Here is a 22,260-nt window from a genome sequence, read left to right on the forward strand (position 1 = left end):
ACCGATGGGGCCCGGCCGGTGGTGCCGGCTGAGCCCTACTCGGCCGGTTCGCCGTCGGCGTCGACGGCGAACCACACGCCACCGATGCCCTGGCCGCGGGTGTTCCCGGGCTCGGTGTCAACGCTGTAGAAGTAGAGCGGCCATCCGTTGTAGGTGGCCTGTGTCGACCCGTCGCCTCGGGTGATCGAGCCGAGCAATGACGCGTCGACTCCGGACCCCGCGGAGACGTCACCGGTGAACGGTGGCCAGGTGGTGGCGCATCCGCCGGTGCACGTGCTGTCTCCCTGAGCGTCCGGGGTGAACAGGTACAGCGTCCGCCCGGTGTCGTCGGTGAGTACGGCACCCAGGTCGGTCTCTCCGAAGGTCAAGTACGGGGGCTCCAGCGCCGCCGTCGTCATCGGCGCATCGGTGGTGGTGGTCGGTGACGCCACGGTGGTGGTGGTCTCGGCGGCCGTCGTGACGGTCGTGGTCGGCGCACCGGTCGTCGTGCTGGTGTCGGCGGCGTCGCCGCCGCACGCGGCTGCGGTGACCGCCATGACTCCAATCAGCAGGAGTGTTCTCGAGCGTCTCATGTCCCTCCTCATGCGGGTCGCCGCCATTGTCGTACCGCCACGGGGCTGTGCACCATGCCGGGTGTAGGGCCGCTCGATCGGTACAGTGCGCGCACACGCCGACCAAGAGGCTCGCCAATGCGCAAGACGATGATGCTGATTGCCGTCGTGGCCCTGGTGGCCGCCGCCTGTGGGGGAGACGGGTCGTCCACGACGACGGCGGCGCCCGCCACGACGACGGCGGCGCCCGCCACGACCGTGGCGGAACAGCCGACGACGACGGAAGTCACGACCACCGACCCGGTCGGGGGGCCCGGCGAGACGGTCGCGGTCGCGATCAGAGGACTCGCCTTCCGTCCCGACAGCATCACCGTGCTCGTCGGCACCACGGTGGAGTGGACCAATGAGGACGCCACCGATCACACGGTGTCGGCCTCTGACGGCTCTTTCAACGGGAACCTGGCCGCCGGAGCCACCTTCCAGGCTCAGATGGACACCGCCGGCATCTTCGAGTACGTGTGCCAGATCCACCCCGGAATGACCGGCGAAGTGGTGGTCGACGCCGGCTGAGCCGACTCAGGACAGCAGGAGGCGTTGGAGCCGACGACCGGTGATCAGCGTCCCCACCGCGCCCATGCCGACCAGGAAGGCGACATGGCCGAGGTCGCCCACGCCGACGCTGCCGAGGATGAGGGACCGCAACAACTCTGCTGCGTGATAGAGCGGTGAGAACTGGACCACGGTCTGCATGGTGGGGGGAAGGCTCTCGGTCGGGTAGAAGGTGCCGGAGAACAGGAACAGCGGCAGGGTCACCATGCCCACCAGGTCGAAGTCCTGCCACGACTTCATGAAGGTGGTCGCCGCCATCCCACACGAGGCGAAGGCGAAACCGATGAGGACCGCGCCCGGTATGGCGAGAATCGCCCACGGCGACTCGATCAGCCCCATGAACAGCATCACCACGATGAAGCCCACCGCGTAAATGACTCCCCGGCCCAGGGACCAGGCGATCTCTCCGATGGCGATGTGGCGCGGCATCATCGGTGTCGCCAGGATCCCGTCGTATACCTTGCCGTAGTGCAGCTTGAAGAAGATGTTGAAGGTGGACTCGTAGATGGCGCCGTTCATGGCGGTCGCCGCCATCAGCGCCGGGGCGAGAAAGGCGATGTAGGAGATGGTCGTTCCCTGATAGGTGACACCGTCACCGACGAGCACGCCGATACCGACACCGATGCTGAACAGGTAGAAGAGCGGCTCGAAGAAGCCCGAGATGATCACCGACCACATGTGCTTGTAGACGATCCAGTTGCGCTCGAGCATCTTCGAGGCGCCACCGGCGCCGGCCAGCGGCGGAGGGATCACCCGGGCGGTGAGGGTGCGCGACCCGGTCACAGGATCAGCCTCTTGCGGAACATCCGCATGGCGAAGTAGCCGCCGAGGATGGTCAGCCCCACCAGGTAGGCGATGCTCACCACCGGGTTCGCCACGAAACCGACTTCCGGGAGGGCGAAGCCACGGGAGAGCGACACTCCGTGCCACAGCGGTGTCACGTAGGCGATGGGGCGGATGAGGGCAGGCAGCTGTTCGACCGGGAAGAAGGTCCCCGAGAAGAGGAACAACGGCACGATCCCGAAGCGGAACAGGCCGGCGAGACCCGACTCGTCCTTGAGCCTCGCCGTGTAGCCGGTGACCAACGCGGCGAAGGTGAGTCCGGTCAGCATCGCCGCCGGGACCGCCGTCGCCGCCTGCATGGCGGAGGTCGCTCCGAACACGACCATGAACATGGCGAAGATCGCGGTGACCAGGGTGATTCGGATGGTTACCCATCCCAGGTGGCCGACGATCAGATCGCGCACCGTGATCGGGGTCGCCAGGATGGCCTGGTAGCTCTTGCGCCACTTGATCCCCGCCATCACCGGATACGAGGCGTCGCCGGCCCCGATCTGCATGGCGGTTGCCGCCAACAAGCCGGGTGCCAGGAACGTCAGGTACGGCAGGCCGAGGCTCGGGCCGCTGGTCGAGGTGTCCACCAGCCGCCCCAGGCCGATCCCCATCGCCACCAGATAGAGCGCCGGGTTGACGAACGCCGAGAAGATGCTCGCCCGGAAGGTGCGCCGGTAGGTCCTCGCCCCGGCCTCCACCACGCGCAACGACGGGGCGGCCATCAGTCGACCAGCGACCGGCCGGTCAAGTGGAGGAACACGTCCTCGAGGGTGGAACGCCGGCTCACCGTCGCCTCGGGCGTGATGCCCAGCGCCCTCACCTGCGCCTCGGCGTCGTCGGCGTCGTCGGCGTACACCAGCACCCGGTCGGGGAGCACCTCGATCCGGGAACCGATTCCCTGGAGCCTCTCGGCGGCCCGGTCTTCTTCATCCCCCGGAGGGAACCGCAGCTCGAGCACTTCTCGGGTGGAGTGGGCGGCGATCAGCTCTCGCGGGGAGCCCTCGGCGACGATCGCTCCCTTGTCCATGATCACCAGCCGGTCGCAGAGCTGTTCGGCTTCGTCCATGTAGTGCGTGGTGATGATGAGCGTGACGCCCTCGCGCTTGAGTCGGTACAGGCGGTCCCACAGCAGGTGCCGGGCCTGGGGGTCGAGCCCGGTGGTGGGCTCGTCGAGGAGCAGCAGGTCCGGGCGATTGATCAGCCCGCGGGCGATGAGCAGTCGCTGCTTCATGCCGCCGGACAGCGGTTCGACCCGGTCCTTCGCTCGCTCTTCCAGCTGGGCGAAGGCGAGCAACTCCTTGATCCGCGTGTCGATCTCCTTGCGGGGAAGCCCGAAGTACCTCCCGTAGATGAGGAGGTTCTCGTACACCGAGAGTTCCATGTCGAGGTTGTTCTCCTGCGGCACCACGCCCAGGCGGGCCCTGATCGTGGGCCCGTCGGCGGCCGGGTCCAGGCCGAGCACCGACAGATGACCGGAGGTGACCGGCGACACCGTGCCGATCATCCGCATGGTGGAACTTTTGCCGGCTCCGTTGGGCCCCAGGAACCCGAACGCCTCCCCCGCCTGCACCTCGAAGTCGATGCCGGCGACCGCGGTGAAGTCGCCGAAGGTCTTGGTGAGGCCGCGTGCTTCTACGAGTGGTTCGGACATCGGGCCGCAACGCTAGTGGCGCGGAGTGACATGCCGGTCGCCTGGTGCGTTGCCGGTTACCGGTTGCCCGTCTGCCGGTTGTCCGTCTGCCGGGTGTCGGCTGCTATCTGCCATCTGCCATCTGCCACCTGTATAGGTAGCCTCTCGTTGCATGACATCGTCGCCCACCACCCACCGCACGGTGAGCCGCGGCCTCACCGGCACCCTGCGCGGGTTCCTGTATGCCGCCGCAGCGATCTCTCTGGCCGCCGTGTTTACGGTCTACAGCGAAGCCCAGGCGTTCGAAGCCTGGTGGAATGGCACGGGCTCGCTGGAGCGCCTCACTGCCGCCGAGGAAGCGACCCTGGGTATCGACGGCATCCTCACTCTCGCCAGCCTTACCATCATCGTCCTGGTCGTCGTGTGGTGGTACCAGGCGTACCTGGCGATCCAGCGCCTCGAGCCGTCCGGCCTGCGGTGGAGCCCGGGTTGGGCTATCGGAGGTTGGTTCATCCCGTTCGCCAACCTGGTGATCCCCAAGCGGGTGCTCGACGAGGTAGATCGAGTGTCGTTCACCGCCGAGGACGGCTCAATCGACGGGTGGCGGGAGCGTCCCACGCTCCGTGTGGCCGCGGTGTGGTGGGGCTTCTGGGTGGGTGCGGTGGCGCTGCGCGGGATCGGCATCGTGATGACCCAGTCACAACTTCTGCCGGAGGCGACCTTCGATGGGGGCATCTACGCCAGTGGCCTTCGGTTCTCGATCGTCGGACTCGCCGCCCTGTGTGTTGCCGCGCTGTGTGGGGCCGCTGCGCTCCGGGTCCTGGGGGAGCGTCTGGGTCGTCAGAGCGCGCGGCAATAGGTCGCCGGTCCAGTGAGGTTTCTGCTTGTCACAAGCAGAAACCTCATCCCGGGGCGAGCCTATTGCCGCGCGCTCTCAGTGATCGTGGCCGTAGTGGGTGCCGGGCATCCAGTCGGCCAGCCGGGTCCGCTTGGCGGAGGCGACGGCATCGGCGATCAGGTCTTCGAGTCCCTCACTCACACCCTGCAGGTGACCATGCCGCATGGAGGTGGCGACCCTGACGCCGCCGGAGATGTCACACAACTCGCGAGTGCGGGCCGAGAGGTCATAGGTCCCGATCGCTTCGGCGCGCTGCCGGATGGCCGTCTTGTCGTAGGTGAGTAACGGGCGTAGTACCGGGATGGTCACGACACGGTCGAGGGCGACCAGATTGTCGAGGGTCTGTGTCGACACCTGTCCGAGGGCCTCTCCGGTGACGAGCGCCCGGATGCCCGGGTCGTCTCCGGCGATGCGCTCCGCGGTGCGGTACATCGCCGCCTTCAGGGCCATCTGGCGGTCACGGGGTTGAACCCGGTGGGGGATCTCGCTCGCGGCATGCTCGAACTCGACGACGATGAGATCGGCCTGAGACCCGGCTCCGTACTGCTCCCACACGCTGTGAGCGATGCCGGCGGCGTGATCGGCCTGACCGCACCCGAATGAGAAGTGGAGGTAGTCGACCTCGACGCCGCGACGCGCCACCTCGAAGGCGGCGACCGGCGAGTCGATGCCGCCGCTGAACAGGACCAGCGCCTTTCCCTGGGTCCGCAGCGGCAGTCCGCCGACGGCGGGGGTGACGCTCTGGGTCAGGTAGGCGGTCTGATCGACGATCCGGACCTTGACCGTGACCTGGGGATGGGACAGGTCGACGCGGTTGCCTCGGGCCACCAGCCGGCTACCGACGGCGATCGCCAGGTCCTGCGACGTCCAGTCGTGGGTGCCGATGCGCCGCGGACGAACGGCGAAGGTGTGCCCGTCGACCACCGGGGCGGTCTGCTCGGCGATGGCGTCGGCGAGGGTGTCGATATCGGCGACGGGGATGGCCTCGACGTGTTCGATGGCGGCCACCCCGAAGACCCGAGCGGCGCGCTCGGCGGCGTCCGGGCGCTCACTGTCTATCTGGAGGCGATGTCCGGCGATTCGCTTGATCGTCGCTCCACCGCCGAGCGCCGCGGCCAGGTTCTGAACGAGGATCCGGATCATCCGGTTCTGGGTGCGCGTCGACTTGAGGTAGACGTCTGGGTCGATGGCGGCGACGAGCATGGTGGCCTCCGGGGCGGTCGAGCGGTGCTCCCGAGGATACCGCCGACCGGTCAGCCTCCGAACCAGCCGAGGGCGTCGACGGCCCACAGCAAGCCCATCCCGACGGCGATGGTCGCCACCACGTTGCGAGTGCGCCACGCCACGAAGGCGGCGACGGTGCCGGCGAAGAAGCGGTCGGTCGCCAGGTCGAAGGTCCCAGTGGCGTGGGTGAGGGCGGGCACGGCTATGGCGGCAATGACGGCGGCCGGTATCAGACGCAGGATTCGGGTCACCAGGGGCGGGATGGCATCGACGCGAGCGAGGGCCGCCAGGAACGAGAAGCGGGTCAGGAACGTCCCGATCCCGATGGCGGCGAGGGTACCCCAGATGGCCAGGGTCGAGTGGCTCGTCACTGCCGACCCCGAGCGATGAGGCCGGCGACGATGCCGATGAGGGCCGCAGTGAGCAGCCCCAGATTGAGCGGCATCCCCCGGAGCGACGCCGAGGCGATGGCTGCGACGATCGCCGCCACCCGGGTGGCGCGGTCGGTGATGGCCGGGAACACCAGGGCGATGAACACCAGCGGGACGGCGAAGTCGAGCGACCACTCCGGGGGAACGCCGCTCCCGACCACGACGCCGACGATCGTCGCCGTGTGCCAGGTGAGGGCCAGCACGAGGGCGGATCCGAGGTAGAAGGCGAAGCGGGCGAGCGCTGGTTCGTCGGTGCGGGCGAACCGGATCGTGCTCACGGCGAATGCCTGATCGGTGAGCAGGTAGGCGGCGACGGCTCGGTGCCGCAGCGGCAGGCTGGCGAATGGCGGGGCCAGCGCAGCGCTGTACATGGCGAAGCGGGCGTTGATCACCAACGCGGTGAGCACGATCACCAGGACCGGGCTGCCGCGCCCGATCAGGTCCATCGCAGCCAGTTGCGACGCCCCGGCGAAGATCATCGGTGAGGCAGCCAGCGCCTGCACGGTGGTCAGACCCGCCTCGACCGCGGCGACTCCGGCGATCAGGCCGAACGGGAACACACCGATGACGATGGGGGCGATCGCCCGGGCACCGTCGGCGAAGGCGGCGCGGGTCGACGGGGAGGCATCGGCGGACATCTGCCGGAGACTACGGGGGTCCGGCGCGAGCCTGCTCGCCCGCGTGAGCCGGATTGACCCGCCGCTCCGGACCGGGGACGATGACCTCATGAACGACATCTACGCGCTGGGCAGCGCCTTCGTCGACGAGCAGGCGGCGCAGCGTCCGCTCCTCGCCACCTATCTCGGGATCCGGGGCCACGATCACCTGTGGGACGACTTCTCGCTCGAGGGTCGACAGGCTCAGGCGGATCTGCGCCGCGACCAACTGCGCCGGGTCGAGGCGGTGGACCCCGGGGACGACCGCTGGGCCGCACTGAGCGCCCGCGTCGCCGCCGAGTACCTGAAGGACGAACTCGTCTGGTACGACGCCGACGAACCATTGCGCCAGCTCAACAGCATCGATTGCCCCTTGCAGTCGATGCGGGAGATCTTCGACCACATGTCTCGGGACGACGCCGCGGCATGGCACGACATCGCTGGACGCCTCGAGGGCCTCGCCGGGGCCATGTCGGGATACCGGGAGACCCTCGAGGAGGGACGGCGCCGGGGGATGGCAGTCGCCCGACGGCAAGTGGTCGAGTGCATCCGCCAGGCGCGCAACTTCGCCGGTGATCTGTCGCCCTACACGGCCCTCGCAGCCGAGGCGGAGGGCGTCGGCGACGACCGACTCACCGCCCGGGTGGCCGATGGCGCGGTGGCGGCGCGGGCGGCTTACGGGGAGTTCTCCGAGTACTTGGAGTCGACCTACTTGCCGTCGGCGGTCGAGGCGGACGGCGTCGGGCGCGACCGGTACGTGACCCTGGCCAGTCACTACCTCGGCGACGACCTCCACCCCGACACGACCTACCGGTGGGGGTGGTACGAGATCTCCCGTCTGCGGCGCCGGATGCAGGCGGTGGCCCAGGAGATCCTCCCCGGGGCGACGCTGTCCGAGGTGCTCGAGGTGCTCGCCACCGATCCGGATCGAGCGGCACACAGCCAGGAGGAGTTCCGCGATCTCATGCAGGAGCGCCTCGAAAGTGCCCTCACCGACCTCGAGGGCGTGCACTTCGACGTGCCCGAGCCGATCCGCCGGGTCGACGTGCGGATGACGCCACCCGGAGGTGCCTTGGGTGCCTACTACATGGGACCCAGCGAAGACTTCAAGCGCCCCGGGACCGTGTGGTGGTCGAAGGGCGATCTCACCGTTATCCCCCTGTTCGACGAGGTGAGTACCGCCTATCACGAGGGCTTCCCCGGCCACCACCTCCAGGGGGGTCTGCAGATGACCGCCGGGGACCGGGTGACCCGCTTCCAGAAGCTCCTGGTGTGGTACTCCGGGTCGGGGGAAGGGTGGGCGCTTTACGCCGAGGATCTGATGGAGGAGCTGGGCTACCTGGAGAAGCCGGACTACCTGATGGGCAAGCTCGCCTCCGAGATGCTGCGGGCGTGCCGCATCGTCATCGACATCGGGGTCCACCTCGACCTGCTCATCCCGGGTGATCAGCCGTTCCATCCCGGCGAGCGGTGGTCCTTCGACGCCGCCGTCGAGATGCTGCGGGACTGGGCGGCACAGGGGTCCGAGTTGGCCCTCTCCGAGGCCAACCGCTACTTCGGTTATCCGGCGCAGGCGATCGCCTACAAGATCGGTCAGCAGACGATCCGTGACCTCCGCGCCGAGGCCCAGCATCGTGATGGCTCGGGATTCGACCCGAGGGCGTTCCACGCCCGCATGCTCGAGGTCGGGTCACCCAGCCTCCGGCTCCTGAAAGAGCACATGAGAGCCTGAGGGGTCGCCGGCGGTTCGTGGCTCTGCGGCTCATTGGCTCATAGCTCTGGCTCATGGCTCATGGCCAGAGTGCTGTGGTCAGTGGTGGGGATCGGCCCGCAGGGTGAGGTCGATGGCCATCCACACGGTCTTCGACAGGGGATAGAACAGGATCGGCACGATGGCGGTGACCGCGATCGTCGCCGCCGACACCCGTCCCCAGGGCGGGGTGGGCCAGGTGGCAACGATGGTGCCGACGAAGACGACGGCGAAGGCGGCGATCGTCGCCCCGGTGTTGATGGCGATGGCGCCGAGCCAGTAGCCCTCCTCGCGCTCGAACAGGAGGGCGCATCGCGGGCAGTTCGACCGCAGCCGCCACCAGCCGTCGAAGATGTCGACGCTGCCACAGCGGGGGCAGCGTCGACGCAGGGCTCGGAGCATGCGTCGGGTCACGGCGTCGATTGTGGCGCACTCCGGAAGGTTGATCGGTGATCGTGCCGGTGCTCAGCGATCCGTTCGGTCAGGGATGGGACCTGTTCGGCACCGCCGACTACCGCATCGACTACACCTGGCTGGCTCCGACGACGGTGGGTGGCTGCAGCTCGCCACCGTCGTCGGCGGGCACGTCATCGGGGTGGTGCTCGCCCATGATCGGGCACTGGCGGTGTTCTCCGGCCCGCGCGCCGTCAGAAGCCAATACGCGATGCTCATCCTCATGATCGGTCTCACCGCACTCGCCCTCACCCTGCTCGCCGTTAACTGACCGCAGGTAACGGGCAACGGGTAACGGGTAACTTCTCCTCATGCGGCTCACCGTTCTCGGATCCAGTGGCACCTACGCCGTACCCGACCTGCCGGCCTCGGGGTACGTGGTCTCGGTGGGCGACACGGAGGTAGTACTCGATCTCGGGTTCGGCGTCTTCCCGGCACTCCGACGACGCCCGAGCGTCCCATCGGCCATCGTGCTCAGCCATGAGCATCCCGACCACTGCGTCGACCTCTTTGCACTGTTCAGCGCGCTGCGGTTCGAACTCCCGGAGCCACCCGGCATCCCGGTCATGTGCCCGCAAAGCGTCATCGACAAGATCACGGGCTTCCTCGAAGCCGACCGCGCTCACGACCTGCACCGGGTGTTCGCCTTCGACCCGGTCGGCCCAGGGGACGAACGCACGGTGGGGCCGTTCCTGCTGCGGTTCGGGGCATCCGTGCACCCCGTGCCCGCGCTGATCACCCGTCTCGAAGCCGCCGGGCGGTCCCTGGTGTACAGCGGCGACACCGGGCCGGGAAGCGACCTGGAAGCACTGGCCGCCGGCGTCGACCTGCTGCTATGCGAGGCGAGCATGGTGGGGGTGCCCGCCGAGGGCAGGTACCCGTATCACCTGTTCGCCGTCGAGGCCGGCGAGGCCGCAGCCGGCGCGGAGGTCGGCCGGCTGATCGTGACTCATGTGCCCCCTAACCTCGACGCGACGGTCGCGGTCGGCGAAGCGGCAGCCGCTTACTCCGGCCCGATCGAACATGCCGTCCCCGGATTGGAGATCGAGTGGTGACCGACCGGCAAGCCGACGAACTGCGCCCGATCGCGATCACACGCGGATACACCGAGATGACCCCTGGCTCGGTCCTCATCGAGGTCGGGAGGACGCGGGTGCTGTGCACCGCATCGTTCGACACCGACGTGCCGGGGTGGATGCGAGACGCCGGCAAGGGCTGGCTCACCGCCGAGTACTCGATGCTGCCGGGCTCGAGTCCGCAGCGGGTGTCCCGCGGCTCGATCAGCGGGGGCCGGACCAAGGAGATCCAGCGGCTCATCGGGCGCTCCCTGCGGTCGGTGGTCGACCTGAGCCGGATGGGTGAGACCACCCTGCGCATCGACTGCGACGTCCTCCAGGCCGACGGCGGCACCCGGACGGCGTCCATCACCGGCGCCTGGGTCGCCGTCAAAGACGCGGTGGCGGCCGGGCTCGCCTCGGGCTTGCTCCAGCAGGATCCGGTGACCGACCACTGCGCTGCGGTCAGTGTCGGCATCGTCGACGGTGGAGTCGTGCTGGACCTCGAGTACCAGCAGGACGCCAACGCCGAGGTCGACATGAACGTGGTGATGACCGGCGCCGGCGGCATCGTCGAAGTCCAGGGAACGGCGGAGGGTCGCACCTTCAGCCGCGCCCAACTCACCGAGATGCTCGACCTGGCCGCCGGCGGCATCGCGCGCCTGATCGACGCGCAGCGCGCCGCTCTCGAGGCATGACCCTCCGCTTCGTCCTGGCGACGAAGAACCCGCACAAGGTGGAGGAGATGACGGCCATCCTCGGCCGTGTACTCCCGCAGGCCGAGATCGTCGACGGGCTCGACTGGCCGGAGGTCGATGAGACGGGAACCACCCTCGAGGACAACGCCAGGCTGAAGGCGCGCTCTGTGTCGGTGGCGACCGGACTCCTTGCGCTCGCCGACGACACCGGGCTGGAGGTGGACGCGCTCGGCGGCGCTCCGGGCGTCCATGCCGCCCGGTTCGCCGGCGCCGATGCCGACCATGCCGCCAACCGGGAACTGTTGCTGCGGCGCCTCGAAGGCGTGGACGATCGCCGTGCCCGCTTCCGGACCGTTGTGATCCTGGCTCACCCGAACGGGTCCGAGACCGTGGGTGAGGGGGTGCTGGAAGGCATCATCACCTCGGAGGAGCGCGGCCACGGTGGGTTCGGCTACGACCGCGTGTTCGCGGTAGAAGGCCGTACGCTGGCCGAGATGACCGACGACCAAAAGAACGCCCTCAGCCACCGCTGCGCCGCCCTCGAGGCGCTCGCCGTCGCGCTCGGTGAGGACACACGATGAGCCGGCTGGGGGCCGCGCTCCTGTTCGTGATCGCCGCCGGGTGCTCGGGAGGTACCTCCGACACCTCGACTCCGGGTGCGACGGAGACGACCGGACCCTCCGTCATCCCATCGACGACCGTCGCCGTGCCCGACGATCCCGGGTGTCGGGTAGCCGTTTCGGGGTACGAGGAGCGCACCTGGGACGGAGCCGACGAGCCGGGCACGTTCACCTCTGACCACTGGTGGTCCGAGGAGGACCTCCGGGATGCCTATGCCGAGATCGCCATCCAGGGAGACCCCACGTTCGAGGAGCTTCGCGCCGAGGGATACCCGGTGCTCACCTTCTTCTTGCTGCGCTGCATCGGCCCCGAGGGCGACGTGGTGGCCATCTCGGTCTCGGAGCTGACGGTCGCCGAGGGCATTCCGCTGGAATCGGCCAGCCATGCGATTACCGGAGGCGAGCACCTTCCCGGTCACACGCCGGCCGGAGAGTTCGAAGCGACCTACGTCCCGTGGTCAAAGACCCAGTGGGCGCAGGTCGGGGTGGGTGAGCTGGTGATCGACTCATGGACGGCTGACGAGATCACCGGGACTTTCGCGTTCACCGCCGAGGAGCGGTTCAGCGGGGGTGGCGACAGCGTGGAGGTGACGGGGGCGTTCCGGTTGACCTGCACCGGAAGCGGGGCGTGCAGCTAGGAGAAGTCACCCGTTTCCCGTCGCCCGTCACCCGTTCGGCCCTTCCGGACGTAGTCGGGATGCCTTGACTGTCGAGCTAAAAGCCATGAACTATGAGGCACGAGGCGGGCGACGGGAGACGGACGACCGCCGCCGATAGGCGGCTTGTGCCCCTGGGAGGATTCGAACCCCCGACCAAGAGCTTAGAAGGCTCCTGCTCTGTCCTCTGAGCTACAGGGGCGGGGCCTGCGAGCGGGTGAAGGGAATCGAACCCTCACAACCAGCTTGGAAGGCTGGGGCTCTACCATTGAGCTACACCCGCGCTGAGCACAGGATAGTTGCGCGCCCTTCGCGAACCGTCATGTCCTGAAACGCACAGTTTTCCGTCCTCGTCGGGCTGGCCGGATTCGAACCGGCGACCTCGGCGTCCCAAACGCCGCGCGCTAACCAAGCTGCGCTACAGCCCGCTTCTCGGAGCCGAACAGTACCGGCGACAGTCCGCTGCGCTGACTCGATCACGCCCTTCTTGCCGCGGTCCGAATGCGGTGACAAGTGGCGCACACGACCTCGCACTTGTCAACCTCCTTCCTCAACGCGTCCATACCCACCGAGTGAGCCATGCGCGAGACATTCCCGCGCTTGCCTTCGAGATGATCAAAGTCCATGGCTTCCGGCGGGAACCGCCGTCCACAGTCAGCGCAGGGCGTGTCCTTCAGGTCCACGAGCCACGCCCGCACGTGTTCGATCCTCCTCCGACGCCGACTCGCCACCAGTCGGAGGTGGCGAGCACGGTTCGCTTCGGTGCCGTACCAGTCGCGCCATGCAGCGGCCGAGCAAGCGCGGCAGTACGACTGAATCTTCGTGTGGGCACGATCGCGAAACGCAAACGCCGATAGCGGGAGTTGCGCATGGCATCGCGGGCATTGGCGCGTGGCAGTCATACAGGGCATCGTGACGGTTGCCACTGACACGTCAACCAGAGCACAGCGGCCCGGTCCGCCGGGTTCGGGTGACGACGGGCGACCACTAAACTCGCCCCGGGTCGCTAGCTCAATTGGCAGCAGCAGGAGCCTCTTAAGCTCAAGGTTCCGGGTTCGAGTCCCGGGCGACCCACGACCGACCATCGTCGCTGTCGTCCCCGTCGTCGTTACACCAGAGGTAGCCTTTACACAGCCGGCTCGCATTGGTCATACGCGGGTGTAGCCGAATTGGTACAGGCGCCGGACTTAGGATCCGGTGGGTTCGCCCATGTGGGTTCGAGTCCCACCACCCGCACGACCGCCCGGTGCCTGATGCCTCCCGGGCGCCGGTAGGATTGGGTCTCCGATGCATTCCGCATCGGTTCATGGTGGCCGTAGCTCAGCCAGGTTAGAGCGCCAGGTTGTGGTCCTGGAAGTCGGGGGTTCGAATCCCCTCGGTCACCCCGAAGGTGGGACGGCCGGCGTCGTCCCACGACGCTGTCGAGGAGGCGTGTGCCCAAAGTCACTGAGGTCGGACCGTTCGAGCGGATGCTCACCGTCACGATCGATCCGGAGTCGTTCGCCGCGGCCCGCAAGAGGGCGGCGGCGAATTTGTCCAAGGATCGCAAGATCAAGGGCTTCAGGGAGGGCAAGGCCCCGCTCAAGATCGTCGAGTCGATGGTTGGCGCCGAGGCCGTCGACCGTGAAGCGGTCGACGAGGCGCTGCCGAAGGTTCTGGCTGCGGCGATCGCCGGTACCGACCTGCATCCGGTCGTATACCCCCGTCTCCTGGACGTTCGCTTTGCGGGCGGCGGCGCAGAGGCCGATGTCGTCATCACCCTGTGGCCGACCGTGTCCAAGCTGCCCAAGTACAAGGGGCGAAAAGTGACGGTGGAGCGCCCGGTGGTGACCGACGCCGATGTCGATGCCCAGATCGACTCGATGCGCGAGCAGTTCGCCGAACTCGACGAGGTGCAGCGCGAGGGCTTCGACGGCGACCACGTGCTGGTCGACATCGCCACCTCCTCTGACGGCCAGGAGGTAGCGGCGGGCTCGACCAAGGATTTGCTCTACGAGATCGGCTCCGGTCTCCTGTTCGACGGCATGGACGATGCGCTGCGCGGGGTCGGCGCCGGGGGCATCGTGTCCTTTGACACCGTGCTCCCCGAGGCGATGGGATCCGACGGAGGCAAGCAGGCTGCCGTCCGGCTGCTGGTCAAGAAGGTGCACGCCCGTCGGCTTCCGGAGCTCACCGACGAGTGGGTGGACGATGTCACGGAATTCGAGACCGTGGCGGCGATGCGGGGAAGACTCGCCGAGGACATCCAGAAGATCTATGACCGCAACGCCTGGCAGCGCCTCTCCGAGCGGGCCGTCGCCGATCTCACCGAGGATCTCAAGGTGGATCTGCCGGACGCGCTGGCGACCGCCGAGATGGAGTCGGTGTTCCACCGCTTCGCTCACCGGCTGGAGCGGCAGGGGGTGACCGTGGAGCAGTACCTGCAGCTGACCGGTCAGACCTTCGAGGCCTTCAGTGCCGATCTGCGCTCCCAGGCGGAAGCGAACCTCCGCACCCGTATCCTGCTCGACGCCATCGCCGAGCACGAGGGCATAGACGTGACTCCCGAGGAGTTGGACCGTGAGATCACCGCGCTCGCCGCGGCGAGCGAGATGGACGCGGGGGAGTACCGCACGGCCCTCGCCGAAGGTGGTCATGAATCGGCACTGACCGGTGATATATTGCGAGGCAAGGCGGTCGGCAGGCTGCTGGAGCTCGTGGTCCCGGTCGGAGCCGACGGGAAGGCCATCGAGATGCCTGAGAGAACGACCGCCGCCGACACGGGACCCGCGGATCCTGTCGGCGACGACGCAGGGCCAACGCCCGAGGAGGTCGACGAATGAGCTATCTGGTCCCGACGGTGATCGAGCAGACGAGTCGGGGGGAGCGCGCGTTCGACATCTACAGCCGCCTCCTCAAGGAGCGGATCATCTTCCTCGGCACCCCGATCAACGACGACGTCGCCAACCTCATCATGGCCCAGCTGCTCCACCTCGAAGGTGACGATGCGGACAAGGACATCTCCCTGTACATCAACTCACCGGGCGGTGTCATGACCTCCCTCATGGCCATCTACGACACGATGCACTTCGTCAAGCCCGATATCGCCACCTACTGCATGGGTCAGGCGGCGTCGGCTGCGGCCGTCCTGCTCGCTGCCGGTACCGCCGGCAAGCGGTACGCCCTGCCCCACGCCCGGATCATGCTCCACCAGCCCCACATATACGGGGGCGGCATCCAGGGCCAGGTGACCGACATCGAGATCGAGGCTCGGGAGCTGATCAGGGTCAAGGAGGAGATGAACGAGATTCTCGCCTCGCACACGGGTCAGGACCTCGAGACCGTCCAGCGCGACACCGATCGCAACTTCTGGATGTCGTCGAAGGAGGCCAAGGGGTACGGCGTGGTGGACACCGTCCTCGAGCCCCGCGAACTCAAGGCCGTGACCGGCTGACCCCGGTCACCTCAGGGAGATGATTCGATGACCAAAATCGGTGAGGGCAGTGACCTCCTCAAGTGTTCCTTCTGTGGCAAGTCGCAGAAGCAGGTCAAGAAGCTGATCGCCGGCCCCGGCGTCTACATCTGCACCGAGTGCATCGAGTTGTGCAACGAGATCGTCGAAGAGGAGTTCGCCACCACCGAGGAGACCGCCTTCTCCGAGCTCCCCAAGCCGTCCGAGATCCATCACTTCCTCGAGGAGTACGTCGTCGGCCAGGACCTTGCCAAGCGGGTGTTGTCGGTCGCCGTGTACAACCACTACAAGCGGGTGCGGTCCGGGACCCGAGCCAAGGACGACGTCGAACTCCAGAAGTCGAACATCTTGCTCATCGGGCCGACCGGTTCTGGCAAGACGCTGCTTGCCCAGACACTGGCCCGGATGCTCAACGTGCCTTTCGCCATCGCCGACGCCACCGCGCTCACCGAGGCCGGGTACGTGGGCGAGGACGTCGAGAACATCCTGCTCAAGCTGATCCAGGCGGCCGACTACGACATCAAGAAGGCCGAGACCGGGATCATCTACATCGACGAGATCGACAAGATCGCCCGCAAGGCCGAGAACCCGTCGATCACCAGGGACGTCTCGGGTGAAGGAGTGCAGCAGGCCCTCCTCAAGATCCTCGAAGGCACGGTGGCGTCGGTGCCACCGCAGGGTGGTCGCAAGCACCCCCACCAGGAGTTCCTGCAGATCGACACGACCAACATGCTGTTCATCTGCGGTGGAGCATTCTCCGGGCTCGAGCACATCATCGAGGGGCGCATCGGCAGGCGAGCCATTGGCTTCGACGCCCACCTGCGTGCAGTCACGACGCGTGACGTCGCCACGCTCTCGCAGGTGCTCCCCGAGGACCTGATGTCATTCGGCCTCATCCCCGAGTTCATCGGACGCCTGCCCGTGGTCACCACGGTTCACGACCTGGACAAGGCGCAGATGATCCGGGTGCTGCTGGAGCCCAAGAACGCCCTGGTCAAGCAGTACGCCAAGTTCTTCGAGATGGACGGTGTGGAGCTCGTCTTCACCGCCGATGCCCTCGACGCCGTCGCCGACCAGGCGCTCCTGCGGTCCACCGGGGCCCGGGGGTTGCGCGCCATCCTCGAAGAGGTACTCCTCGACACCATGTATGAGCTTCCCTCGCGCCAGGACGTCGCCCGCGTCGTGATTGACGGTGAAGTGGTCCGCGAGCGGGTCAACCCGACGCTCATCCCGATGCAGGACATCGGCAAGGACTTGCCCGAAGAGCGCAGCGCGTAAGCCGGTCGCCCGTCTCCCGTCGCCCGTCACCCGCGGGTCACAGCCCGTTAGCTCCAGCCGGATCGCTCGACGGCTCCCCGGAGCCGGTTGACGGCGCGATGCTGAAGGGCTTGCACGGCCCCTGGCCGCTTCCCAACGATCTCGGCGATCTCGGTGATACCGAATCCGGCGACGATGCGCAGCAACATGACCTCGCGCTGTGCCTCTGGAAGCGTGGCGAGGATGCGCACCACCTCCTCCTCGCCGAGAGCCTCGATGGCCTCGCTCTCTGCCGACGGTTCGGCTGAGGCCGCTAACTCGAGTGTTCCGGTGTCGGCAGGATCGGAAGGCTTCCGTCGGTTTCGGCGGCGTTCGTCAATGATCCGATGGTGGGCGACCATGAAGACCCACGACCGGAACTGGGTGTAGCTGCCGGCGAACGACCCGACCCCGCGGGCCACGTGCAGCCAGGTCTCGCCGACGAGGTCGTCGGCGTCGCGAGCACCCTGGCGACGAACGTACGCATGCAGCTTGTCGCCCACTTCGGCCATCAGGGCGTTCCACGCCCAGCCGGCGCCCGCCTGGGCCGCGACGAGCGCCGACGGGAATGTCTCGTCTGTCAAGCCTTGGGAGTCGCTGGCGCTCATGTGGGATCGTCTCTGTAGGCTGTGCGTACGCGGAATGATTATGCGCCCCCCGTAACGGGGGGCGCATAATCATTCCGCTGGCTTCGAGTTGGCGGAGGGTGTCAGGGACGTGGGCTGCTGGGGCTAGGCAGGTGTCCCTCCGTGTTGCTCGGAGGTCCGGCCGGAATCTGGTCGGGTGGGCCGGGGATGGTGTCGGGTGGGCCGGGGATGGTGTCGGGTGGGCCCTCGTCGGTGTCGACGTCGTCTTCCTCGGAGGCACCGGAGACTGCGCGGCCGAAGTCGAACCTTTCGGTCTGAGGATCTCCGCCGAACACGATCTCGGTCACAGACTTGGCGTTGTCCGAAGCATCCTCAGGGAGGTCCGGAGCGACCTCAGCGAGGTCTGGAGCAACGCCCTCGTCGCTCTCGGGTGTGTCGTCGGGAGCAGGCAGGCTGATTCCGATGCGAGCGGCGGCGTTTGAGACAGCCTGTTGCGCGGGCGCGGGCAGAACGTCGGCGGCGGCGAGGCCTCCAGTGGTGGTCGCCAGGGCGACGCCAGCAATGGCGATCTTGCCGACGATGGATGACAGGATTGTGGTCAACACGGTTCTTCTCCTCCAACGAGGGGGCAGGGGCTTGGAATGCGATCCCCTAGCACCGGTCGGGAGGATCGAGGCGTTTTCGCCTGTCACCGCCGTCATCCGGGCGATCAAGTCATCCCGGGCCGGAGCGGGAGGCACTGCAGCCATGGCCTCGAGTACGACATCGAGACGATCTTCCCCAGTTCCTGCCCCTTCCAGGAAGTCGTGGATGGCGGACTCAGTGATGTGCTTTGAAACAGGCATTCCACCCCCGTAACCGTCACCGTGCCGCGAATCCATACGGGTTCGGCAAAGAGATCTGGGCCGCGGACCTGCCTATCATCCTCGGAGATGTCATCCCGAGGCAGCGATGGACCCGGCGTACGACCCGCAGAAGGTGGAATCGCGCTGGTACGCGCTCTGGGAAGACGCTGGCGTCTTCCGGCCTGAGGTCAACCCGGACGGCGAGCCGTTCTGCATCGTCATCCCTCCCCCCAACGTCACCGGGTCCCTGCACATGGGGCACGCACTCGACCAGTCGATCCAGGACTTGATCATCCGTCGAAAGCGCATGCAGGGCTACGCCGCCCTGTGGCTCCCCGGCACCGACCATGCGGGGATCGCGACCCAGAACGTCGTCGAGCGGGAGCTCGCCGCAGAGGGACTCACCCGTGACGACCTCGGCCGGGAGGCGTTCATCGAGCAGGTGTGGCAGTGGAAGGCGGCATCCGGCGGCCGCATCACCGAGCAGATCCGGCGGATGGGGTTCTCCACCGACTGGACCAGGGAACGATTCACGATGGACGACGGCCTGTCCCACGCGGTCCGCACCGTGTTCGTGCAGTTGTATGACGAGGGTTTGATCTACCGCGGCAACCGCATCATCAACTGGTGCCCTCGCTGCCGGACGGCGCTGAGCGACATCGAGGTCGAGCACGAGGACTCGGTCGGTGAGCTGGTGCGCATCCGGTACCCGTTCGCCGATGGCAAGGGCGGCATCGAGGTGGCGACCACCAGGCCCGAGACGATGTTCGGCGACACCGGGGTCGCCGTCCATCCGGACGACGACCGGTACCGGGACCTCGTGGGTCGAACCGTGGTGCTGCCCCTTGCCGGTCGTGAGATCCCGATCGTCGCCGACGACGCCGTCGACTCCGAGTTCGGGACCGGAGCGGTCAAGGTGACCCCGGCGCACGATCCTCTCGACTTCGAGATCGGAGAGCGCCACGGATTCGATCCCCTCGTCGCCATCGACGAGGCCGGCCTGATGACGGAGTTGGCCGGGAGCTTCGCCGGTCTGGATCGCGACGATGCCCGGGCCGCGGTCAAGGAGGCGTTGGCTGCCGCAGGCGTCCTGGTCTCGGTCACCGAGCACGCACACTCGGTCGGTCACTGTTATCGCTGTGGCACCGTCGTCGAGCCCTATCTGTCGCTGCAGTGGTTCGTAAGCGTGAAGCCGCTCGTCGGGCCGGCGCTCGAAGCCGTCGACCGGGGCGACATCCGCTTCGTGCCCGCCCGCTGGGAGAACTTCTACCGCAACTGGATGGAGAACCTGCGCGATTGGACCATCTCGCGCCAGATCTGGTGGGGGCATCGGATCCCCGCCTGGTACTGCGACGCCTGCGACGAGGTGATCGTGGCCATGGAAGCGCCGGCGCGCTGCGGCTGTGGTTCGACCGACCTCCATCAGGACGAGGACGTGCTCGACACCTGGTTCTCGGCGGGCCTGTTCCCGTTCTCGACCCTCGGGTGGCCGGAGGAGACCGACGACTTCCGGACCTTCTATCCGAACTCTGCCCTGGTCACCGGGTACGACATCATCTTCTTCTGGGTGGCTCGAATGATCAAGCTCGGGTTGCATCTCACCGGGGAGAAGCCGTTCCCCGACGTGGTGATTCACGGTCTGGTGCGGGCCCCGGACGGCCGCAAGATGTCCAAGTCGCTCAACAACACAGTCGATCCGCTGGAGGTAGCCGAGCAGCAGGGGGCGGATGCGCTGCGGCTGGCCCTGATCCAGGCAGCCGCCGCCGGTCAGGACGTGCCCTACCAGGACGAGTGGGTGGAGGCGGCGCGTCGCTTCGGCAACAAACTGTGGAACGCCACCAGGTTCGTCATCGGCCATGTGGGGGAGGGGGCGGTTGCGCCGGACGGCGGCTATCCCGAGGAGGCCCGCCCCGAGGCGCGCTGGATCCTCGCCCGGCTCGCCGCCACCGTCCGGCGGGTCGACGAGCTACTCGACGCCTACAAGTTCAGCGAGGCCTACGACGCGGCCTACGCCTTCGCCTGGTCGGAGGCGTTCGACTGGTACCTCGAGTTGGCGAAGGCCCCGCTGCGCGACGGGCGAGACGGTGGCACCCTGGCCACCCTCGGGGTGGTGCTGCGCGACATCCTGAAACTGTTCCACCCGGTGATGCCGTTCGTGACCGAAGAGCTGTGGTCGCACCTGGTGGGCGAGGGGTTCATCGCCACCGCTGCCTGGCCGACCCCACCGGCCGTCGACGAGCCGCCGGGATTCGACATGTTTCGGGATCTCGTCGTCGGAGTGCGCCGCTTCCGGGCCGACCACGGCTTGGCTCCGCGCCGCGAGCTCGCCGTCGGGATCCACGACCCGGCCGGTCGGGTCACCGACTGGTGGGTGCAGCAGCTCGCCTCGATCGCCGCCGTCTCGATGGAGGCACTGGATGCGCCGGCCGAACAGGGGCACGCCCGCATCGTCGCCGGCGAGGTGCAGGGATTCATCTCGCTCGACGGCCTCGTCGACGTCGACGCCGAGCGTGCACGGCTGTCGAAGGAGCTCGCCGACCTCACCGCCGTCCTGGAGCGGAGTCGCGCCAAGCTGGGCAACGGTGACTTCATTGCCAAGGCACCCGAGGCGATCGTCGCCAAGGAGCGCCGGAAGGTAGCCGAGATGGAGGCGATGGTCGATGCGCTGACGGGCCAGATCGCCGACCTCGGGTGACACTCTCCTACGACGAGGCGGTGGCTGCCGTGATGGCCCGGCAGAGCCACGGCATCAAACCGGGACGCGAGCGGGTGCTGGCGCTCCTCGACGCCCTCGCCGATCCACACCTGGGGTACCCCATCGTCAGGGTCGTCGGCACCAATGGGAAGACGTCGACGGCGCGCATGGTCGCAGCACTCATCGGCGCCCAGGGGCTCAAGGCGGGGGCGTTCACCTCCCCTCAGCTCGAGGTGGTCGAGGACCAGTTCCTGTTCGGTACGATCGGAATGCGTCCCAAGGACTTCGCTGCCGTGACCGGCGAGGTGGTGTCCATCGCCGATGTGGTCGCCGAGCGGACCGGTGATCCGGCGACGGAGTTCGAGGTGCTGACCGCCCTCGCCTGCTCGTGGTTCGCCGACCGTGCGGTCGATGTGGCCGTGATGGAAGCGGGTCTCGGCGGTCGCGACGACAGCACCAACGTCGGTCGGAGCGAGGTGACGGTGCTCACCGGCGTGTCTCGCGATCACACCGCGATCCTCGGCGAGACCGTCGAGGAAATCGCCGAGCACAAGGTGGGCATTCTCGACGAGGGAGCGACCCTCGTGGCCGGCCATCTAGAGGGTCCGGTGGTGGAGGTGGCGGAGCGCGTCACTCGCGACCGCGGCGGACACTTGCTCCGCTATGGCATCGACTTCGGCACCGAGGACGTCCGGTTCGTCGACCCCGGATGGGTCTTCGACGTCGAGGGCGTCCATGAGCGGTACACGGACATCGGGACCCGCCTCCGCGGGCGCCATCAGGTGCACAACCTCGCCGTAGCGGTCGCCGCTACCGAGGCGCTGCTCGGTCGGGCGCTCGACGAGGCAGCAATACGAGAGGTGGCGGCGACGATCACCGTTCCCGGGCGCCTGGAGCTGGTTGGCGAGGATCCGCCGATCCTCGTCGATGGCGCTCACAACCCGGGCGGGATGGCAGCTCTGGTGGCGGCCCTACGCGAGGAGCACCCTGCGACACGGTGGACGGTGGTCTTCGGGGCGATGGGCGACAAGGACATGGCGGCGATGGCATCGGTTCTGGAGCCCGTCGTCCTGTCGGTCGTGGCGACGGCGTCGTCGTCACCACGGGCCGAGGCGCCCGAAACCGTTGCCGCCGAGGTACGCACCGCCCTGCGGGTGCCCGTGGTTGTTGCCCCCTCGGTTGTCGAAGCCCTGGCCATCGCCGTCGGCGCCGGGACGCCGATTCTGGTGACCGGGTCGATCGCTCTGGTGGGCGAGGCCCGGCGAGCGCTCCGGGCGAGTAGCGAGTAGCGAGTAGCGAGTAGCGAGGGGCGAGGGGCTTA

At 67.6% G+C, this 22,260-nt stretch carries 23 protein-coding genes and 6 tRNA genes; 16 read left to right on the forward strand and 13 right to left on the reverse strand.

Translation table 11 applies throughout. From position 1 onward, the window contains the following. Positions 1-35: 35 nt before the first annotated feature. Positions 36-572 (reverse strand): hypothetical protein, encoded by a 537-nt coding sequence (locus tag WEA29_07545; protein MEX2323610.1) that lies wholly within the window; start codon positions 570-572, stop codon positions 36-38. Between the two features lie 117 nt (positions 573-689). On the opposite strand from WEA29_07545, the gene WEA29_07550 reads away from it, so the two are divergent. Then, positions 690-1,121, forward strand: a complete 432-nt coding sequence (locus WEA29_07550) for a cupredoxin domain-containing protein (GenBank protein ID MEX2323611.1) — start codon at positions 690-692, stop codon at positions 1,119-1,121. Positions 1,122-1,127: 6 nt separating this feature from the next. On the opposite strand, the gene WEA29_07555 is transcribed toward WEA29_07550, so the two are convergent. From WEA29_07555 to WEA29_07565, 3 genes are read right to left on the reverse strand one after another with little or no spacing between them, the layout of a single operon-like run. Further along, positions 1,128-1,943, reverse strand: coding sequence for an ABC transporter permease (locus WEA29_07555; GenBank protein MEX2323612.1), 816 nt, complete (start codon positions 1,941-1,943; stop codon positions 1,128-1,130). Beyond that, positions 1,940-2,716, reverse strand: coding sequence for an ABC transporter permease (locus WEA29_07560; protein ID MEX2323613.1), 777 nt, complete (start codon positions 2,714-2,716; stop codon positions 1,940-1,942). Before WEA29_07560 ends, WEA29_07555 begins: the two co-directional genes overlap by 4 nt. After that, positions 2,716-3,645, reverse strand: a complete 930-nt coding sequence (locus WEA29_07565) for an ABC transporter ATP-binding protein (protein ID MEX2323614.1) — start codon at positions 3,643-3,645, stop codon at positions 2,716-2,718. Before WEA29_07565 ends, WEA29_07560 begins: the two co-directional genes overlap by 1 nt. Before the next feature lie 151 nt (positions 3,646-3,796). Here WEA29_07565 and WEA29_07570 point away from each other — a divergent pair, with 151 nt between their 5' ends. After that, positions 3,797-4,483 (forward strand): DUF4328 domain-containing protein, encoded by a 687-nt coding sequence (locus WEA29_07570; GenBank protein ID MEX2323615.1) that lies wholly within the window; start codon positions 3,797-3,799, stop codon positions 4,481-4,483. A gap of 75 nt (positions 4,484-4,558) precedes the next feature. Here WEA29_07570 and WEA29_07575 read toward each other — a convergent pair whose 3' ends face one another. From WEA29_07575 to WEA29_07585, 3 genes are read right to left on the reverse strand one after another with little or no spacing between them, the layout of a single operon-like run. Next, positions 4,559-5,725, reverse strand: coding sequence for a THUMP domain-containing protein (locus tag WEA29_07575; protein ID MEX2323616.1), 1,167 nt, complete (start codon positions 5,723-5,725; stop codon positions 4,559-4,561). 50 nt (positions 5,726-5,775) lie between these two features. Continuing rightward, a complete protein-coding gene (locus tag WEA29_07580) occupies positions 5,776-6,117 on the reverse strand; it encodes an AzlD domain-containing protein (GenBank protein ID MEX2323617.1) in 342 nt (113 codons plus the stop codon). Further along, on the reverse strand, positions 6,114-6,815 hold the full coding sequence (locus tag WEA29_07585) for an AzlC family ABC transporter permease (GenBank protein ID MEX2323618.1): 702 nt from the start codon (positions 6,813-6,815) through the stop codon (positions 6,114-6,116). The genes WEA29_07580 and WEA29_07585 overlap by 4 nt, the downstream gene beginning before the upstream one ends. A 43-nt stretch (positions 6,816-6,858) precedes the next feature. On the opposite strand from WEA29_07585, the gene WEA29_07590 reads away from it, so the two are divergent. Then, positions 6,859-8,565: a DUF885 domain-containing protein gene (locus WEA29_07590; protein ID MEX2323619.1), complete on the forward strand. Its 1,707-nt coding sequence runs from the start codon at positions 6,859-6,861 to the stop codon at positions 8,563-8,565. Between the two features lie 78 nt (positions 8,566-8,643). Here WEA29_07590 and WEA29_07595 read toward each other — a convergent pair whose 3' ends face one another. Further along, positions 8,644-8,997 carry a DUF983 domain-containing protein gene (locus WEA29_07595; GenBank protein ID MEX2323620.1) on the reverse strand — a complete coding sequence of 118 codons (354 nt, stop codon included), beginning with the start codon at positions 8,995-8,997 and terminating at the stop codon, positions 8,644-8,646. A gap of 73 nt (positions 8,998-9,070) precedes the next feature. Here WEA29_07595 and WEA29_07600 point away from each other — a divergent pair, with 73 nt between their 5' ends. From WEA29_07600 to WEA29_07620, 5 genes are read left to right on the forward strand one after another with little or no spacing between them, the layout of a single operon-like run. Further along, a complete protein-coding gene (locus WEA29_07600) occupies positions 9,071-9,307 on the forward strand; it encodes a hypothetical protein (GenBank protein ID MEX2323621.1) in 237 nt (78 codons plus the stop codon). 40 nt (positions 9,308-9,347) lie between these two features. After that, positions 9,348-10,091 carry an MBL fold metallo-hydrolase gene (locus WEA29_07605; GenBank protein MEX2323622.1) on the forward strand — a complete coding sequence of 248 codons (744 nt, stop codon included), beginning with the start codon at positions 9,348-9,350 and terminating at the stop codon, positions 10,089-10,091. Then, entirely contained in the window at positions 10,088-10,789 is a 702-nt protein-coding gene (gene rph / locus WEA29_07610; protein MEX2323623.1) for a ribonuclease PH, read from the forward strand. The genes WEA29_07605 and rph overlap by 4 nt, the downstream gene beginning before the upstream one ends. Next, on the forward strand, positions 10,786-11,370 hold the full coding sequence (rdgB, locus tag WEA29_07615) for an RdgB/HAM1 family non-canonical purine NTP pyrophosphatase (GenBank protein ID MEX2323624.1): 585 nt from the start codon (positions 10,786-10,788) through the stop codon (positions 11,368-11,370). The genes rph and rdgB overlap by 4 nt, the downstream gene beginning before the upstream one ends. Next, a complete protein-coding gene (locus WEA29_07620) occupies positions 11,367-12,047 on the forward strand; it encodes a hypothetical protein (GenBank protein MEX2323625.1) in 681 nt (226 codons plus the stop codon). Before rdgB ends, WEA29_07620 begins: the two co-directional genes overlap by 4 nt. Positions 12,048-12,194: 147 nt before the next feature. On the opposite strand, the gene WEA29_07625 is transcribed toward WEA29_07620, so the two are convergent. From WEA29_07625 to WEA29_07635, 3 genes are all read right to left on the reverse strand, one after another. Continuing rightward, positions 12,195-12,267: transfer RNA gene (locus tag WEA29_07625), tRNA-Arg, on the reverse strand. Positions 12,268-12,277: 10 nt separating this feature from the next. Continuing rightward, positions 12,278-12,348, reverse strand: a tRNA-Gly gene (locus tag WEA29_07630). A gap of 70 nt (positions 12,349-12,418) precedes the next feature. Further along, positions 12,419-12,493 (reverse strand) — tRNA-Pro (locus WEA29_07635). A 572-nt stretch (positions 12,494-13,065) separates the two neighbouring features. Between WEA29_07635 and WEA29_07640 the strand changes: the two genes are divergently transcribed. From WEA29_07640 to clpX, 6 genes are all read left to right on the forward strand, one after another. Next, positions 13,066-13,139: transfer RNA gene (locus WEA29_07640), tRNA-Lys, on the forward strand. A gap of 80 nt (positions 13,140-13,219) precedes the next feature. Further along, a tRNA-Leu gene (locus WEA29_07645) sits at positions 13,220-13,301 on the forward strand. Between the two features lie 73 nt (positions 13,302-13,374). After that, a tRNA-His gene (locus WEA29_07650) sits at positions 13,375-13,449 on the forward strand. Positions 13,450-13,498: 49 nt separating this feature from the next. Next, positions 13,499-14,887, forward strand: coding sequence for a trigger factor (gene tig / locus WEA29_07655; protein MEX2323626.1), 1,389 nt, complete (start codon positions 13,499-13,501; stop codon positions 14,885-14,887). Continuing rightward, positions 14,884-15,498, forward strand: coding sequence for an ATP-dependent Clp protease proteolytic subunit (locus tag WEA29_07660; GenBank protein ID MEX2323627.1), 615 nt, complete (start codon positions 14,884-14,886; stop codon positions 15,496-15,498). The genes tig and WEA29_07660 overlap by 4 nt, the downstream gene beginning before the upstream one ends. Before the next feature lie 27 nt (positions 15,499-15,525). After that, on the forward strand, positions 15,526-16,794 hold the full coding sequence (gene clpX, locus WEA29_07665; GenBank protein MEX2323628.1) for an ATP-dependent Clp protease ATP-binding subunit ClpX: 1,269 nt from the start codon (positions 15,526-15,528) through the stop codon (positions 16,792-16,794). 47 nt (positions 16,795-16,841) lie between these two features. On the opposite strand, the gene WEA29_07670 is transcribed toward clpX, so the two are convergent. Then, complete coding sequence (locus WEA29_07670; protein MEX2323629.1) at positions 16,842-17,420, reverse strand: RNA polymerase sigma factor; 579 nt, start codon at positions 17,418-17,420, stop codon at positions 16,842-16,844. Between the two features lie 101 nt (positions 17,421-17,521). Beyond that, complete coding sequence (locus WEA29_07675; protein MEX2323630.1) at positions 17,522-18,004, reverse strand: hypothetical protein; 483 nt, start codon at positions 18,002-18,004, stop codon at positions 17,522-17,524. 346 nt (positions 18,005-18,350) lie between these two features. On the opposite strand from WEA29_07675, the gene WEA29_07680 reads away from it, so the two are divergent. Both WEA29_07680 and WEA29_07685 read left to right on the forward strand, forming a co-directional pair. Next, complete coding sequence (locus WEA29_07680; protein MEX2323631.1) at positions 18,351-20,939, forward strand: valine--tRNA ligase; 2,589 nt, start codon at positions 18,351-18,353, stop codon at positions 20,937-20,939. Beyond that, positions 20,936-22,228, forward strand: a complete 1,293-nt coding sequence (locus tag WEA29_07685; protein MEX2323632.1) for a cyanophycin synthetase — start codon at positions 20,936-20,938, stop codon at positions 22,226-22,228. The genes WEA29_07680 and WEA29_07685 overlap by 4 nt, the downstream gene beginning before the upstream one ends. Positions 22,229-22,260: the final 32 nt, after the last annotated feature.

The sequence above is a fragment of the Acidimicrobiia bacterium genome (assembly GCA_040902765.1).
GTDB lineage: Bacteria > Actinomycetota > Acidimicrobiia > Spongiisociales > UBA11373 > DATKBG01.

Excerpts from the sequence above, each read along its gene's own strand:
- rdgB (MEX2323624.1), top strand. The coding sequence starts at position 10,786 with ATGACCCTCCGCTTCGTCCTGGCGACGAAGAACCCGCACAAGGTGGAG.
- WEA29_07570 (MEX2323615.1), top strand. The coding sequence starts at position 3,797 with ATGACATCGTCGCCCACCACCCACCGCACGGTGAGCCGCGGCCTCACC.
- WEA29_07585 (MEX2323618.1), bottom strand. The coding sequence starts at position 6,815 with ATGTCCGCCGATGCCTCCCCGTCGACCCGCGCCGCCTTCGCCGACGGT.
- WEA29_07680 (MEX2323631.1), top strand. The coding sequence starts at position 18,351 with ATGGACCCGGCGTACGACCCGCAGAAGGTGGAATCGCGCTGGTACGCG.
- WEA29_07620 (MEX2323625.1), top strand. The coding sequence starts at position 11,367 with ATGAGCCGGCTGGGGGCCGCGCTCCTGTTCGTGATCGCCGCCGGGTGC.
- WEA29_07605 (MEX2323622.1), top strand. The coding sequence starts at position 9,348 with ATGCGGCTCACCGTTCTCGGATCCAGTGGCACCTACGCCGTACCCGAC.
- WEA29_07550 (MEX2323611.1), top strand. The coding sequence starts at position 690 with ATGCGCAAGACGATGATGCTGATTGCCGTCGTGGCCCTGGTGGCCGCC.
- WEA29_07660 (MEX2323627.1), top strand. The coding sequence starts at position 14,884 with ATGAGCTATCTGGTCCCGACGGTGATCGAGCAGACGAGTCGGGGGGAG.
- WEA29_07600 (MEX2323621.1), top strand. The coding sequence starts at position 9,071 with ATGGGACCTGTTCGGCACCGCCGACTACCGCATCGACTACACCTGGCT.
- WEA29_07670 (MEX2323629.1), bottom strand. The coding sequence starts at position 17,420 with ATGAGCGCCAGCGACTCCCAAGGCTTGACAGACGAGACATTCCCGTCG.
- WEA29_07565 (MEX2323614.1), bottom strand. The coding sequence starts at position 3,645 with ATGTCCGAACCACTCGTAGAAGCACGCGGCCTCACCAAGACCTTCGGC.
- WEA29_07560 (MEX2323613.1), bottom strand. The coding sequence starts at position 2,716 with ATGGCCGCCCCGTCGTTGCGCGTGGTGGAGGCCGGGGCGAGGACCTAC.
- clpX (MEX2323628.1), top strand. The coding sequence starts at position 15,526 with ATGACCAAAATCGGTGAGGGCAGTGACCTCCTCAAGTGTTCCTTCTGT.
- WEA29_07575 (MEX2323616.1), bottom strand. The coding sequence starts at position 5,725 with ATGCTCGTCGCCGCCATCGACCCAGACGTCTACCTCAAGTCGACGCGC.
- WEA29_07545 (MEX2323610.1), bottom strand. The coding sequence starts at position 572 with ATGAGACGCTCGAGAACACTCCTGCTGATTGGAGTCATGGCGGTCACC.